This window comes from Phaeovulum sp. W22_SRMD_FR3, from assembly GCF_052113705.1.
Taxonomy (GTDB): domain Bacteria; phylum Pseudomonadota; class Alphaproteobacteria; order Rhodobacterales; family Rhodobacteraceae; genus JBGQOG01.
The window spans coordinates 45946-60026 of record NZ_JBGQOG010000022.1; the positions used below are offsets into that span (position 1 = coordinate 45946).

The 14081-nt window shown below is 65.8% G+C and carries 13 protein-coding genes; 3 read left to right on the forward strand and 10 right to left on the reverse strand.

All coding sequences use genetic code 11. The annotated features are described in order from the left end of the window. Positions 1 to 8: 8 nt before the first annotated feature. Positions 9 to 419, forward strand: a complete 411-nt coding sequence (locus ACEN2S_RS20065) for a hypothetical protein (protein ID WP_441869782.1) — start codon at positions 9 to 11, stop codon at positions 417 to 419. Positions 420 to 459: 40 nt separating this feature from the next. Here ACEN2S_RS20065 and ACEN2S_RS20070 read toward each other — a convergent pair whose 3' ends face one another. After that, on the reverse strand, positions 460 to 2805 hold the full coding sequence (locus ACEN2S_RS20070; RefSeq protein ID WP_441869785.1) for a Tex family protein: 2346 nt from the start codon (positions 2803 to 2805) through the stop codon (positions 460 to 462). Between the two features lie 91 nt (positions 2806 to 2896). Beyond that, positions 2897 to 3565 carry an NnrU family protein gene (locus tag ACEN2S_RS20075; protein ID WP_441869788.1) on the reverse strand — a complete coding sequence of 223 codons (669 nt, stop codon included), beginning with the start codon at positions 3563 to 3565 and terminating at the stop codon, positions 2897 to 2899. A gap of 115 nt (positions 3566 to 3680) precedes the next feature. On the opposite strand from ACEN2S_RS20075, the gene ACEN2S_RS20080 reads away from it, so the two are divergent. Then, on the forward strand, positions 3681 to 4247 hold the full coding sequence (locus ACEN2S_RS20080; RefSeq protein WP_441869791.1) for a DUF4202 domain-containing protein: 567 nt from the start codon (positions 3681 to 3683) through the stop codon (positions 4245 to 4247). A gap of 83 nt (positions 4248 to 4330) precedes the next feature. On the opposite strand, the gene ACEN2S_RS20085 is transcribed toward ACEN2S_RS20080, so the two are convergent. Next, entirely contained in the window at positions 4331 to 5410 is a 1080-nt protein-coding gene (locus tag ACEN2S_RS20085; protein WP_441869793.1) for a ParB/RepB/Spo0J family partition protein, read from the reverse strand. 14 nt (positions 5411 to 5424) lie between these two features. After that, positions 5425 to 6813, reverse strand: a complete 1389-nt coding sequence (locus tag ACEN2S_RS20090; RefSeq protein WP_441869795.1) for an AAA family ATPase — start codon at positions 6811 to 6813, stop codon at positions 5425 to 5427. A gap of 609 nt (positions 6814 to 7422) precedes the next feature. Between ACEN2S_RS20090 and ACEN2S_RS20095 the strand changes: the two genes are divergently transcribed. After that, positions 7423 to 8700 carry a replication initiation protein gene (locus ACEN2S_RS20095; protein ID WP_441869798.1) on the forward strand — a complete coding sequence of 426 codons (1278 nt, stop codon included), beginning with the start codon at positions 7423 to 7425 and terminating at the stop codon, positions 8698 to 8700. Here ACEN2S_RS20095 and ACEN2S_RS20100 read toward each other — a convergent pair. The 6 genes from ACEN2S_RS20100 to thiC are packed head-to-tail and all read right to left on the reverse strand — an operon-like array spanning position 8689 to position 13707. Then, positions 8689 to 9420, reverse strand: coding sequence for a hydroxymethylpyrimidine/phosphomethylpyrimidine kinase (locus ACEN2S_RS20100; RefSeq protein ID WP_441869800.1), 732 nt, complete (start codon positions 9418 to 9420; stop codon positions 8689 to 8691). The genes ACEN2S_RS20095 and ACEN2S_RS20100 overlap by 12 nt on opposite strands. Next, on the reverse strand, positions 9396 to 9986 hold the full coding sequence (locus tag ACEN2S_RS20105; protein WP_441869813.1) for a thiamine phosphate synthase: 591 nt from the start codon (positions 9984 to 9986) through the stop codon (positions 9396 to 9398). Before ACEN2S_RS20105 ends, ACEN2S_RS20100 begins: the two co-directional genes overlap by 25 nt. A 5-nt stretch (positions 9987 to 9991) precedes the next feature. Next, positions 9992 to 10753 (reverse strand): thiazole synthase, encoded by a 762-nt coding sequence (locus ACEN2S_RS20110; protein WP_441869803.1) that lies wholly within the window; start codon positions 10751 to 10753, stop codon positions 9992 to 9994. Between the two features lies 1 nt (position 10754). Then, positions 10755 to 10952, reverse strand: coding sequence for a sulfur carrier protein ThiS (gene thiS, locus ACEN2S_RS20115; protein WP_441869805.1), 198 nt, complete (start codon positions 10950 to 10952; stop codon positions 10755 to 10757). After that, complete coding sequence (locus tag ACEN2S_RS20120) at positions 10937 to 11902, reverse strand: FAD-dependent oxidoreductase (protein ID WP_441869808.1); 966 nt, start codon at positions 11900 to 11902, stop codon at positions 10937 to 10939. Before ACEN2S_RS20120 ends, thiS begins: the two co-directional genes overlap by 16 nt. 2 nt (positions 11903 to 11904) lie before the next feature. Beyond that, entirely contained in the window at positions 11905 to 13707 is a 1803-nt protein-coding gene (gene thiC, locus ACEN2S_RS20125; protein ID WP_441869811.1) for a phosphomethylpyrimidine synthase ThiC, read from the reverse strand. Positions 13708 to 14081 lie beyond the last annotated feature (374 nt).

The following is a 14081-nucleotide window of genomic DNA, read 5'->3' on the forward strand; positions in this document are numbered from 1 at the left end:
TTGCTGCCATGTCCGCGATCCAACCGATCTCTGACGCCTCAGCAGTCAGCCATCTGCCCGCCATCAGTTCGGGCAGCGGCTCGGTTGCGACGGCGCCTTCCGCTGCCAAAGCCGCCGGCACCCTGTCGGCGGCCCTGCCCGCTTTTGCGATGCCCTCCGAGCCCGAGCCTGTCCCCGTGGCCGAGATCTCCGCCGCGAGCAGCCATTCCGTCCAGCTCGGCGTCAGCATGGCGGCGGCGCTTGCCGCCGACAATGCCCAGGCCACCTCGATCACCACGCCGCTGCCCGAGCGGGCGGTGCGGTTTCAGCCGGTCAGCCCGCTGATCCCGCCCTATTACCCCTCGCATGTGGACCCGAATCTCTCCCCGGCCGAGACCGAGGCGAGCACGCGCAACACGCTGACCAACGTCAAGTTCTGACCCGGATTCCGGGTCAAAACAGTCTCTGTGCTGGCGGTTTTCAGCGTTTCTTGAACGCATCCATCAGCGCGGCGCCAAAGCTGCCGGTGTCGCTCGCCTTGCCCTGCGGGGCGGCGGAATAGCTGCCGCCCTTCGGCGCAGGCTTGCGGCCCTGCCCGGGCTTGCTCCCGACGAACTTGCCCTTCGGCCCCTCCATCTGCGCCCGCTCGGCCTGCACCGCCGCCGCATCCGAGCGCATGGACAGCCCGATCCGCTTGCGCGGCGCGTCCACCTCGACCACCCGCACCTTCACCACATCGCCGGCTTTCACCACCTCATGCGGATCCTTGACGAAACGGTCGGCCAGCTGGCTCACATGCACCAGCCCGTCCTGATGCACGCCAATGTCCACAAAAGCCCCGAAAGCCGCCACGTTCGTCACGGTTCCTTCCAGCAGCATCCCCGGTTTCAGGTCCTTGATGTCCTCAACCCCCTCGGCAAAGGTCGCGGTCTTGAACTCCGGCCGCGGGTCGCGTCCCGGCTTCTCCAACTCGGCCAGGATGTCCTTCACCGTCGGCAGGCCGAAGCGTTCATCGACGAAATCGCGCGGCTCCAGCCGCCGCACCACGCTCGGATCGGCCATCACGCTGCGCAGATCGCGGCCACAGGCCTTCACGATCCGCCGCGCCACCTCATAGGCCTCCGGGTGCACGGAAGAGCCATCCAGCGGCTCCTTACCATCGCGGATCCGCAGAAAACCCGCGCATTGCTCAAAGGCTTTCGGCCCCAGCCGCGCGACCTTCAGCAGATCTTTCCGGGTGGCAAAGGCACCGTTCGCATCGCGGTGCGCCACGATCGCATCGGCGAGCCCGGCGCCAATCCCCGCCACCCGCGCCAAAAGCGGTGCCGAGGCGGTGTTCAGATCCACGCCCACCGCGTTCACCGCATCCTCAACCACCCCATCCAGCGAGCGGCTCAGCCGGTACTGGTCCACATCATGCTGATATTGCCCGACGCCAATCGACTTCGGCTCGATCTTCACCAGCTCGGCCAACGGGTCCTGCAGCCGCCGCGCAATCGACACCGCCCCCCGGATCGAGACATCGAGGTCCGGGAATTCCGCCGCCGCCAGCGCCGAGGCGGAATAGACCGAGGCCCCCGCCTCCGAAACGATCACCTTGGTCGGCTTTTTCACCGTCGCGGGCATCATCGCCAGCAAATCCGCCACCAGCTTCTCGCTCTCGCGGCTCGCGGTGCCGTTGCCAATGGCGATCAGGTCCACTTTATGCTTTTGAATCAACGCCCCCAGCACCGCCTGCGCCCCGCGCAGATCGTTTTTCGGCTGGAACGGATAGATCGTCGCCGTGTCCAGCACCTTGCCGGTGCCATCAATCACCGCCACTTTGCAGCCGGTGCGGATGCCCGGATCAAGCCCGAGCGTCGCCCGCCCGCCCGCCGGTGCGGCAAGCAGCAAGTCTTTGAGATTGCGGGCAAAAACATGAATGGCCTCCGCCTCGGCCCGCTCGCGCAACTCGCCCAGCAGATCGATGGAGAGCGAGCTGCGCAGTTTCACCCGCCAGCACCAGCCCGCCACCTCCGCCAGCCAGAGATTCCCCGGGGCCTGCCCCTGCGCGCCCAACACGCCCCGCGCCATCGCCTCCAAAGGCTCTGCCTCCGCCGCCAGATCCAGCGTCAGGAACCCCTCGTTCCGGCCGCGGAAAATCGCCAGGGCCCGGTGTCCGGCGATTTTGCCAAATGCCTCCGCATGGTCGAAGTAATCGGAAAACTTCGCGCCTTCGGCCTCTTTCCCCTCGACCACTTTCGCCGCGACAAAGGCATTGGCGCGCAGATGCTGCCGCGCCCGCGCCAGAAGGTCGGCATTCTCGGCCAGCCCCTCGGCCACAATGTCCCGCGCCCCCTCCAGCGCCGCTTTCACATCCGCCACCGCCTCGGTCACATAGGCCTCGGCCAGCTTCGCCGGCACCTGCGTCCGGTCGGCCAGGATCGCCTCGGCCAGCGGCCCGAGGCCGTTCTCCCGCGCGATCATCGCCCTTGTGCGCCGTTTCGGCTTATAGGGCAGATAGATATCCTCCAGCTCGGCCTTGGTCAGCGCCCCGGAAACCTTCGCCTCCAGATCCTCGGTCAGCTTGCCCTGATCCTTGATCGAACCCAGGATCACCGCCCGCCGCGCCTCCAGCTCGCGCAGATAGGCCAGCCGCTCGGCCAGATTGCGCAACTGGGTGTCATCAAGGCCACCCGTCACCTCTTTGCGGTAGCGCGCCACAAACGGCACGGTGGCGCCGCCGTCCAGCAGCTCGACCGCCGCCACCACCTGCTCGGGCCGCGCGCCGATCTCGGCGGCAATCAGGGCGGGGATCCGGCGGACGGGGTCAAGTTTCGGGGTCATCTTCGGCCTCTTGATTCTGGTCTGGAGCGACAGGGCTACACAATCGGCCCGCCCCCGGAAAGAGTCGAGCATACATCCGGCGGCCCGCCGCTCACGGCGCGGGCGAAACCCCGATGACGATCGGATGCAGATGCCACAGCACCACCCAGAGCATCAGCCCCGCCCCGATCCGCCACAGCGGCCAGCCCCGCGGCCAGCGCCCGGCAGCAAAGGGCAGGATCCGCGTCCCCGCCACCTGCGCATCCCAGACCGCCGGTGCCACCGCCCGCCGCCGCGCCTCCATCGGGCCTATGCCCAGCAACGAAAACGTCACTATTCCACCGAATTGAGCCACATGCGCGACATCCGCATTCACCAAAAGATGCATCGCGCCCCAGATCGCCAGCGCCACCAGCAAAGGCTGGCGGGTGATCGCCACAATCCCCGGCCGCGCCGGATCAAAGCCCGTGCTGCGCCCCTCAAAGGCAAAGGGATTGGGCGCATAAATGCCCGAAACCGCCAGAACAGAGACGAATGGCATCGCCAGATTGACCAGCCAGCGCATCCAGGGCTGCGGCGCCCATATCTCCACAAAGGGCGCCCGCCCCGCCGCCATCAGCAGCCAGTAGAACAGCGCCAGCGACCCCAGCCCAAAAACCGCGCCATAGCCGCGACGCCCCAGAATGCGGCGCAACGCCGCCTTAAGTCCCGACAGAGACGGCACCGCATGCAGGGCCAAAAACGCCACTGCGGCCCCGCCAAATTCCACCCAGTCGTGCATCATCCCCTCCTCGCCCGCGCCTCACCCTCAGACCCATTTGGCGCCCCGATGGCCGCCGCCCCTTGCACCCTTTCGCGCGAATGTGGAACATTGCACGCAACCTGAGGAGGCTCCCATGACCGATCCGCGCCTGACCCGGGCCTTGGCCGCCATCGACAGCGCCAATGCCGCCGACCCGACGCTGGAAGACGGCCGCCCCGCCGCCCTGCTCTATGGCGAGCGGATGAGCGCGGAACTGGCCCATCTCTTCCCCGAAGCCGGGCCCGCCCTGCAAATTGCCGCCCGCGGCCAGCATATCGAACGCTGGCTGCTGCCCCGCAGCGCCTATCCCGAGGGGCGCGAAGGCTATCTGACCTGGCGCCGCGATCAGGGCCGCCGGCATGGCGAACGGGTGATGGGCATCATGGCCGAGGCGGGCTTTACCACCGAAGAGCAGGAAGCCGTCGCCCGCATGCTGCGCAAGGAGGGCCTGAAACGGGATCCGCTGGTGCAGTCGCTGGAGGATGTGATCTGCTTCGTCTTCCTGCGGTTCTATTTCCGCGATTTCGCGGCGAAACATCCGCCGGAAGAGTTGCAGCGCATCGTGGAAAAGACCGCCCGCAAGATGTCTCCCACCGGCCGTGCCCGGGTGCTCGCCGAATTCGCGCTGCCCGAGGTTTTCGCCCTCGCCTTCCGCGACTGAACGGTTATCTAATTGATATATATAGAAAACCCCGGAATCTCCGGGGTTTTTCGATGCCCTGCGGCTGGTTTCGCTGCGAAACCTCAAATCGGCTCCAGCAGGCGGGTGATCTCAGCCATCACCACTTCCAACAGGCCCGCATCCACCACTTTGCCGCGCAGCCGGATCGAATAACCATCCTCATGCGCCACCCGCTCCATGGTGATGCCATTCGCCAATGCGACCCGTTCCTGCGCCGGTGCCGCCTTCGCTTTCGCCTTCGGACGGCCGCCCCGCGCGGGCTCGCGCGTCACCGCTTCGGCTTCGCTCAACACCGGCTCCATCACCAGCATCTCGGTCAGCGGATCCACCCCCTGCCCTTCGTTCAGCGCCGCCCGAAGCTTGGCCCCAAAGCCCAGCCGCAGCGCCGCCGCCAGCCGCAGCCCGTTGCGCTCAGAGAGATCGGTCGGGAAATTCAGCGTCCCGCCCAGCTCTTCATGCACCACCGCAAAGGAACGGATCTTGGACCGCTTGGCCTTTGACGCCGTCGCAAAGATCACATCCACCGCCTGATCGGCGCTGGCAAAAGCCCCGCGTTCCGCCGCCACCACCGCGATCCGGCCCCGCTCATAGGGGGTCAGCTGCTCGCGGATTTCGTTCTCTTCCACCATCGCCGCATAGGCACCGCCCGGCAGCGCATCCACCCGCACCAAGGCTCTAACATGGCTGAATCGAGCCGGATTCTCATGCTGCAGCGCCTGCAAAGCCGTCACCCGGCGCCAGCCGGAGATCAGCCCGTATTTGCCATCCGGCAGCGCCACCACTTCGATCGGCAGCCGCTGACCGCTCATCCGCAGCGAGGATTTCAGCTCGTCCATATCATCGGCGGAAACGATCATCCGGTCACGGGTGATATGGTCGGTCTGGATCCGCTCCAGCGGCAGATCAAGGATCAGCCGCCCCTCCTCCTGGGCGCAGCGATAGGCTTCGGCGGCGGTGAAATCCCGTGCCACTTCCGTCCGCTGCGCCACCGGCAGAGGGTCACGCGCCTGGGCGGTCTCGGCCGCGATCTGCGCGATGGGCGCGGCAAAGGCGGCCCCCATCGCCGGTTTCGCCGCGAAACCAGCCTCCAGCGCTTCAAGATCCATCGGATCGGGGGCGTCGAGCCTTCTGCGTTTGGCCATGCTCTTTCCTCCTGTTATTCAGCCGACTCTGCGGCCGCTTCCTGCGCATCACGCCACCAGGCGCCCAGCAGCAGTTCCTTGAACTCGGCATAGGTCCGGTCAAAGGCCTCGCGGCCGCGCAAATAGGTGTCGCGGTTGAAATCCCGGGGATCGGCCTCGTAGATGCCGTTCACCTGTTCGCCCGCCTGCCCCACCAGCGCGGTGAATTCCTGCCGGTAGGCATTCATGAAATCGCCGAAATAGGCCTGAATCACATTGGCCAGATCGGTCTGCTGGCTGGCGTCAAAGCGGGTGATGATGGCGCGGACCACATCCCATTCAAACTTCACCTCCGGCAGGCCCGCAATACGGCGCCCGGCATTTTCACCATCCTCGATGCTGGCAAAGGTGGAATAGAGCATGTCGAAGAACCGCCCCGTCGAGTCAAACTCCAGGAAAGACGCGCCAAGCGGCACCAGCAGAATATCCGCTGCCGACAGTGAATTAATCGTCAAATAGCCGAGCGCGGGCGGCGTATCGAGGAAGATGATGTCATACTCATCCAGCACACCCGAGCCGCTGAAGAAATTCCCCAACGCATCCCAGAGCGGCCAGGTCCGCAGCCCCATCCGCCAGACCGGAATCTGGAACTCCGCCCAATAGAGGTTCAGCTGCGCGCCGATCAGATCAATATTGGGCCAATGGGTTTTCTGGATCAGGTTTCGCGGCGAAACGTTCAGCGCTTCGGTCAGCGTCTCATCCAGCGGCAATGCCGCCACGCCCTGCGCCGCCCGCACCAGGTTCTCCGCCTGCACCGCCTGCGCGTAATCCTGCGCGATCAGCGGAAAAACCGTCTGCCACTCATCCTCGATCTTGCCGCCAAACAGCGAGGTGAGCGAGCCCTGGCTGTCCAGATCAATGCAGAGCACCTTGTACCCGTCCAGCGCGGCGGCCATTGCCAGATGCGCGCAGGTGGTGGTCTTGCCGGAGCCGCCCTTGAAATTCGCCACCGCCACCACTTTCGCGGGCAGCCCCTCGGGCCGCCAGGGGCGGTATTGTTTGGTGGAGGACCCTTCGCGCGCGAAATGGTCGCGCAGCGCCAGCACTTCCTCCAGCGTGTACCAGCGGGTGCCCCCCTCCGCCTCGCCCTGCGGCAGATCCGGGTTCTGATTGATGACGCGGCGCAGATGCGCAGGCGCCACCGGGATCATGTAGCGGGTGATTTCCCAGACCGAAAAGCGGCGCAGACGTTTGGTGCCGTCGGGCGCATAGCCCCGGCGGGCCAGGTCGTCACGGCCGCGGCCACAGAAGGCAGCGGCTTTGGCAAAGCGGGCGGTATCCACCGGGGCGCCCAAACGCTCTGCCGCGCGGGCGGGATCCATGCCAAGATGCGGGGGAATCGGAGACTCGGGTTTGCGTGTCATGTTCGCCTGTTTCGCCTCATGTTCGGCCTTTGGCCTGTTATCCGCCAAAATATCGCACATCGAGTGGCATTCGCAAACCCACTAAATGAAAGCCCCTGATTTCGCCTGAGGTACGGTTTCGCCGCGAAACGCAGGTACCTGAAGAATTCTTCCAGAGTGAAAAGCACAACAATGGTTTTTCTTCTTTTCAGATCTTTAAGAGCTTTGAGAAGACAAACCAGAATTAAATCAAAGCGATAAGGCGCATCTGGTACCCATCAACAGGGGCAGGGGAACCCATCTGCGGGGGAATAGGTACCCTTCTCCGGGGGCCGAGGTTCCCGAATCCGGGGGGCTGGGTACCCGAATCCGGGGGCGTCTTTTGCGGTGTTTTCCGGCTCCAAAGCGAAGATTTTGCGCGGTTTCGGCGCCTGGGACGAGGATTAATCGGGTTCGCAGACCGAGGAATGGCCGTAGATGGCCCTCAGGTACCCATCTACGGGAGGCGGCAACCCGGAATCGGCGCAAAAACTAGGAACCTCAAACAGGATTGTTGCCGGATGCCTTTTGTGACATTCTCAGCCTCCAAGAGAGACTCGGCGTCAGGCCGGCAGCGGGCAGGATGACAAAATGCGGCAGGCGGAACCGATCCCGCAGGAGATGTTGACCGGTGCGCTGAAGCGCGGCGCGGTCAAAAAGAATGTGGCGGCGATCCATGTCTCCGGCAAGCTGACGCTGCTGCAGCGCAAGCTGTCGAATGTGTTGTTGCTCAATGCCTATGACGCGCTGATTTCGCAGCCCAAACATCAGATCGACGCCCGCACCCTCGCCCTGATGATCGGCTATAATTCCAACGATACCGCCACCCTGCGCGACGCCTTGCGCGGTCTCGCCGAGACGGTGGCCGAGTGGGACATGCTCGATGAAAAGGGGCGGCAGGAATGGGGCGTCTCGTCCCTGCTCTCTTATGCCAAGCTGCGGGGCGGCATCTGTGAATATGCCTATTCACCGGCTTTGGCGGAAAAGTTGCATGATCCCAAGGTCTTCGCGCTGATCAATCTGAATATTCAGCGTCGTTTCAGCTCGGGCCACGGGCTGGCGCTCTATGAAAACTGCTACCGTTTCGTGCGCACCGGTTCGACCGGCTGGTGGCCGTTGGAGACTTTCCGGCGGCTGATGGGGGTGGATGACAGCGCCTATTACGAGACGTTCAAACACCTGAATGCCAAGATCATCAAGCCCGCCGTGGATGAGGTGAACCGCACCTCGAACATTGAAATCACGCCGGAATTTGCCAAAAAAGGCCGCACGGTGACCGAGATCCGCTTCAAGATCCGGGAGAACAAGCAGCTGGCGATGTTCGACATCGATGATGGCGAGGCGCTGCGCGGCAGCCCGGTCTATGAGCGGTTGCTGGCTTTGGGGGTTTCGGACCGTTTGGCGCGGCAATGGATGGCGGAACATGGCGAGGCGGCGGTGGCGGAAAAGCTCGCCTATGTTGCCGGGCAGGACGGGGTGAAAAGCCCGGTGGGGTATTTGCGCGCGGCTTTGGCAGGGGATTTCAACGCGCCCGCTGCGGTGGAAGCACCGGCACCGTCGGCAGAAGCACTGGCCTTGGCCGCCGCCCGCGCGGAGGCCGCCAAGCGCGCCGCCTCGGAGGAGGCGGCCCGTGACGCGGAACGGCTGCAGCGCAAGGCCCGTTTCGCGGCGGTGGAGCAGGCGGTTTCGCGGCGAAACCCCACCCAGCGCGATGCCGACAAACGGCTGTTCATGACCCGGCTGGAGGGCGAGCTGGAGCGTGAAGAGTTCCGCCGCCACGGCTGGACCTCTGCCTTGAATTCCCGCGCTATTTTCGCCTTTTGGGAAGAGATGATCCCCGGAATTTATGAAGACAGCTCAGCCGCCTGAGCCGATCCAGGCCCGCGTGTAGCGGACAGCTTCGCCGACGGCCGTTTCCAGATCCTTGCCTTGTGCCAATTGACAGGCGATGGCCGTGGCCAGCGTGCAGCCCGTACCCCGGCGTCCGCGCGGCGCGCGGGGCCCCGAGAAGGCGCGCGGTGGGGTTTCGCGGCGAAACAGCCAGTCTGTTACCCCCGGCCCCTCATCATGCCCGCCTTTCAGCAGCACCGCTAAGGTACCCGTTTGCAGGAGGATTGCGGCCTGTTCGGCGCGTTCCTCCGGGCTGCGGGCGAGGGGGCGCCCGGTCAGCTGCGCGGCCTCGGGCAGGTTCGGGGTGAGCAGCCTGGTGCGCGGAAACAGCCGCGCGCGCATGGTCTTGATGCCCTCGGGGTCGAGGAGGGCCGCGCCCGAGCTGGAGGCCAGCACCGGATCCAGCACCAGCGGCGCATTTGGCAGCGTTTCAGCCAGAACAGAGACTGTTTCGGCGGTTTTCAGCATCCCGAGTTTGATCGCCGCCAGCGGCCCGATTCCGGCGATCTGCTGTGCCAGCGAGCGGGAAGGGAGCGGGTAAATATCCCGCATTTCGCGGTCGCTTTGGGCGGTGACGGCGGTGATCACGGCATGGGTTTCCACCCCGTGATCACGGGCGGTGGCGAGGTCACGCAGCAGGCCTGCGGCGCCGGTGCCGTCGAATCCGGCGGCGATCAGAACCCGCAAACGGATACCCATAGACGCGCGCGGGCCTCCGGATCGGGGGCGGTGATCAGGTCGGTGACCACGGCGGCGCTGTCGGCTCCGGCGGTGAACACACCGGGCAGACGCTCGGGAGTCAGGCCGCCGATGGCGACGAGGGGGGTGCTGCCGAGGCGGGATTTCCAGCGGGTGAGTTTCTCGAGGCCCTGCGGTTGCCATTTCATCTTTTTCAGCAGCGTCGCATAGACGGGGCCGAGGGCGATATAGGCGGGGTTCAGCGCCTGTGCCCGCGTGAGTTCGGCGCGGTCATGGGTGGAGAGGCCGAGGCGGATGCCCGCGCGGGTGAGGGCGGGGAGATCGGCGGTGTCGAGGTCCTCCTGACCGAGGTGTATGAAATCGGCGCCCGCCTCCAGTGCCTCCTGCCAATGGTCATTGACCACAAGGGTGGCGTGATGGGCACGGCAGGTGGCTTGCGCGGCGCGGATCTGGGCGGGGACCTCGTGTGCCGCACCTTTGAAGCGGAGCTGCACGAGGCGGGCGCCTTGCGGCACGATGCGGGCGATCCAATCGGCATCGGGCAGGACGGGGTAGAAGCGGGGCAGGGGGGTCATGCCAGCACCGCCATGCCGAGGAGCGGGGTGGAGGGTTGCGCCATGTCGCGGGGCGGCATCAGGCCCGCCATATGGGCGGTGTGCCCGGCCTCGATCGCTTGCGCGAAGGCGCGGGCCATCGCCACCGGGTCACCCGCCTTGGCGACGGCGGTGTTGAGGAGCACGGCGTCATAGCCCATTTCCATCGCGCGGGCGGCCTGCGAGGGGGCGCCGAGGCCCGCGTCGATCACCAGCGGCACGCCGGGGAAATGCGCGCGCATGGAGGCGAGGGCCTCGGCGTGGCGGAGGCCCTGACCGGAGCCGATGGGCGCACCCCAGGGCATGAGAACCTCGCAGCCGGCGGCGAGGAGATGCTCGCCGACGATCAGATCTTCGGTGGTGTAGGGGAAGACCTGAAAGCCATCCTCGGAGAGGATGCGGGCGGCCTCGACCAGGGCGAAAGGATCGGGCTGGAGCGTGTCGGCATGGCCGATGACCTCCAGTTTGATCCAGGGCGTGCCGAGCAGTTCACGCGCCATATGGGCGGTGGTGACGGCTTCTTTGACCGTGTGACATCCGGCGGTGTTGGGCAAAAGCCGCGCGCCGCTGGATTGCAGGATCGGCCAGAGACCGGCGCCGCCGGGGCCTTCGCGGCGCAGGGAAACGGTGATGACGCCCGCGCCGGAGGCGGCGATGGCCTGGGTGAGCACCTCGGGCGAGGGATAGCCTGCGGTGCCGAGCATCAGGCGCGAGGGGAGGGTGGTGCCATAGAACTGCATGTCAGCCCCCCTGCATCGGGGTCAGAACCTCGATCCGGTCGCCATCGCGCAGGGGGGTTTCGCGGCGAAACCCGGCGGCGATGAAATCACCATTGAGGGCGGTGGCAACGGGGCGGTCTGCGAAGCCGAGTTCAATGAGGGCTTCGGCGAGGGTGGTGGCCGTGGTCTCGGCCGGGCGGCCGTTCAGGTCAATGCGCATGGGGTGGCTTTCGATTCGGTGAAGAGGGCGAGCGCCTCGGCGGCCAGGGCCGGGGCGAGGAGGAAGCCGTGACGGTAGAGGCCGTTGATCTGCAGCGTGTCGCCTGCCCGCGTGACGCGGGGGCGGTTGTCGGCATAGGCGGGGCGCAGGCCGGTGCCGGTCTCGATCACCGAGGCCTCGGCAAAGGCCGGGTGCAGGGTATAGGCGGCGGAGAGAAGCTCCATCAGCGTGCGGGCGGTGATCGGGCGCGGGTCGCTGCTTTCGACCATCGAAGCGCCTATCATGTATAATCCGCTGCCTCGTGCCACTATATATAGTGGAAAACGGGGGTGCAGCAGGCGGATGGTGCGGCTGATCGCGAGGTCGGGGCTGCGCAGGATCGCCATTTCGCCGCGCACGGCGCGGAGGTTGGGGATACGGTCCTGTGCGGTGATGCCGCGACAGTCGATCACCGCGCCCTGGGGTGTTTCGGTGCAGCCAAAGCGAAAGCGGCCGCCCATGTCGCGGATGCGGGTGGTGAGGGCGGCGAGTGCGGTGCGCGGGCAGAGATGCGCCTCGTCTCTATAGTAGAGCGCGGTGGTGAAGCGCCCGGCAAGGTCGGGCTCAAGCGCGGCGATATCGGGGGCGGTGAGGGTTTCGTGGCCGGTGGTGCGGGCGGCGAAACGGCTGAGCTCGGCGCGGTCGCGCGGGGCGGCGAGGGCGATGGTGCCGCGGCGTTCGACGCCCGGGACGCGGGCGGCCCACCAGTCGGTGCAGCCCGCCGCCCGGGCGATGACATCGGGCGGCGCGCCGTCCGCCTCGCAGCCGGGGGCGAGCATGCCGCCCGCCAGCCAGCTCGCGCCGCGCGGGTCGGCGTGACGGTCCTGCACCGTGACGTCAAACCCCGCCTCAAGGAAGGTGGTGGCGGCGCAAAGCCCCGCCACCCCGGCCCCCAGAACGGTGACCTGCATGTTCAGCCGTCCTTTTTATCCGTGGGCAGGTAAATCTCGCCCTGTTCGCGGAATTTGGCGGCCATTGCCTCCATGCCTTCCTTTTGCGCCTCGGCGCGGATGTCATGGCTGATCCGCATCGAGCAGAATTTCGGCCCGCACATCGAGCAGAAATGCGCGGTTTTATGCGCCTCTTTCGGCAGGGTCTCGTCGTGGAAGGAGCGGGCGGTATCGGGATCAAGCGAGAGGTTGAACTGATCCTCCCAGCGGAATTCGAACCGCGCGCGGGAAAGCGCATCATCGCGGGCCTGCGCGCCGGGGTGACCCTTGGCGAGATCGGCGGCATGGGCGGCGATCTTATAGGTGATGACGCCGGTTTTCACATCATCGCGGTCGGGCAGGCCCAGATGCTCCTTGGGGGTGACATAGCAAAGCATGGCCGTGCCGAACCAGCCGATCATCGCGGCGCCGATGGCCGAGGTGATATGGTCATAGCCCGGCGCGATATCCGTGGTGAGCGGCCCGAGGGTGTAAAACGGCGCCTCGCCGCAGGTGGCGAGCTGCTTGTCCATATTCGCCTTGATCTTGTGCATGGCGACATGGCCCGGCCCTTCGATCATCACCTGACAGCCATGCGCCCAGGCGATCTGCGTCAGCTCGCCCAGGGTTTCCAGCTCGGCAAATTGCGCGCGGTCATTGGCATCGGCAATGGAGCCGGGGCGCAGACCGTCGCCCAGCGAGAAGGAGACGTCATAGGCGCGCATGATTTCGCAGATGTCCGCGAAATGCGTGTAGAGAAAGCTTTCGCGGTGATGGTGCAGGCACCACTTGGCCATGATCGAGCCGCCGCGCGAGACGATGCCGGTGACCCGGGTTGCGGTGAGCGGCACATAGGCGAGGCGCACGCCCGCATGGATGGTGAAGTAATCCACCCCCTGTTCGGCCTGTTCGATCAGCGTGTCGCGGAAAATCTCCCAGGTCAGGTCTTCGGCGATGCCGTTCACCTTTTCCAGCGCCTGATAGAGCGGCACGGTGCCGATGGGGACCGGGGAATTGCGGATGATCCATTCGCGGGTGTTGTGGATGTTGCGGCCGGTGGAAAGGTCCATCACCGTATCGGCGCCCCAGCGGATCGCCCAGACCAGCTTCTCGACCTCTTCCTCCATCGAGGAGGTGACGGCGGAAGTGCCCATATTGGCATTGATCTTCACCAGGAAGTTGCGGCCGATGATCATCGGCTCCAGCTCCGGGTGGTTGATATTGGCCGGGATGATCGCCCGGCCGCGGGCGATTTCGTCGCGCACAAACTCCGGCGTCACCAGATCGGGGATCGAAGCACCGAAGTCTTCGCCGTCGCGGGGGGCGGTGGCGGTGCGGGCCATATTCTCGCGGAGGGCGACATACTCCATCTCGGCGGTGATGATCCCGGCGCGGGCATATTCATATTGGGTGGGGGCGGCACCGTTCCTGCCGCGCAGCGGCTGCCGTTTGGCGGGGAATTCCGGGGTCAGTCGGTCGCCGGTGACAAAGCCATTGTCGGCGGGGGTGATGCTGCGGCCGGTATAGGCCTCAGTATCGCCGCGCGCGGCAATCCATTCCGCCCGCAGGGGGGCCAGGCCCGCCGCGATGTCGATGTTGGCCGCGGGATCGGTATAGGCGCCCGAGGCGTCATACACGACCACCGGCGGCTCGCCCGCCGTGGGGTGCAGGGCGATCTCGCGCATCGGTACCCGGATTTGCGGGAAAAGCGTGCCCGGCAGATGGATCTTGCTCGAGGCGGGCAGGGGGCCCGTGGTGACGGTGGGCAGGGGGGACATCTGGTTCATCAAAGCCTCACATAGGTCTGCGTTGATGACCCGTGACGTGAGGCAGGAGCTGGGGGCATGCCCCCTTAAGATAGAGACGCCTCGAAAGGCGACATCGACCGCGTGCTTCCTACGCCAGTATCAACTGGGTCAGGTTCGAAGGGTCGCGTCACCGTGGGGTTGCCCCCACTGTCAGCCTCTCAGTCCCCTAGGTGGGACTCCCCCGACGTGAGGCGGAGAGTAGCAGGGGAAATCCGGGCGTCAACGGCGGTGTTGGGTTGCCGCACGCGTGAAGGCCAAAGCGCCCCTCATACAGCCCGCGCGCGTGGGGGTTGATGGTGCGGGGGCTCTGCCCCCGATCGCCTTTGGCGATTCCCCCGAGGTATTTGGGCCAA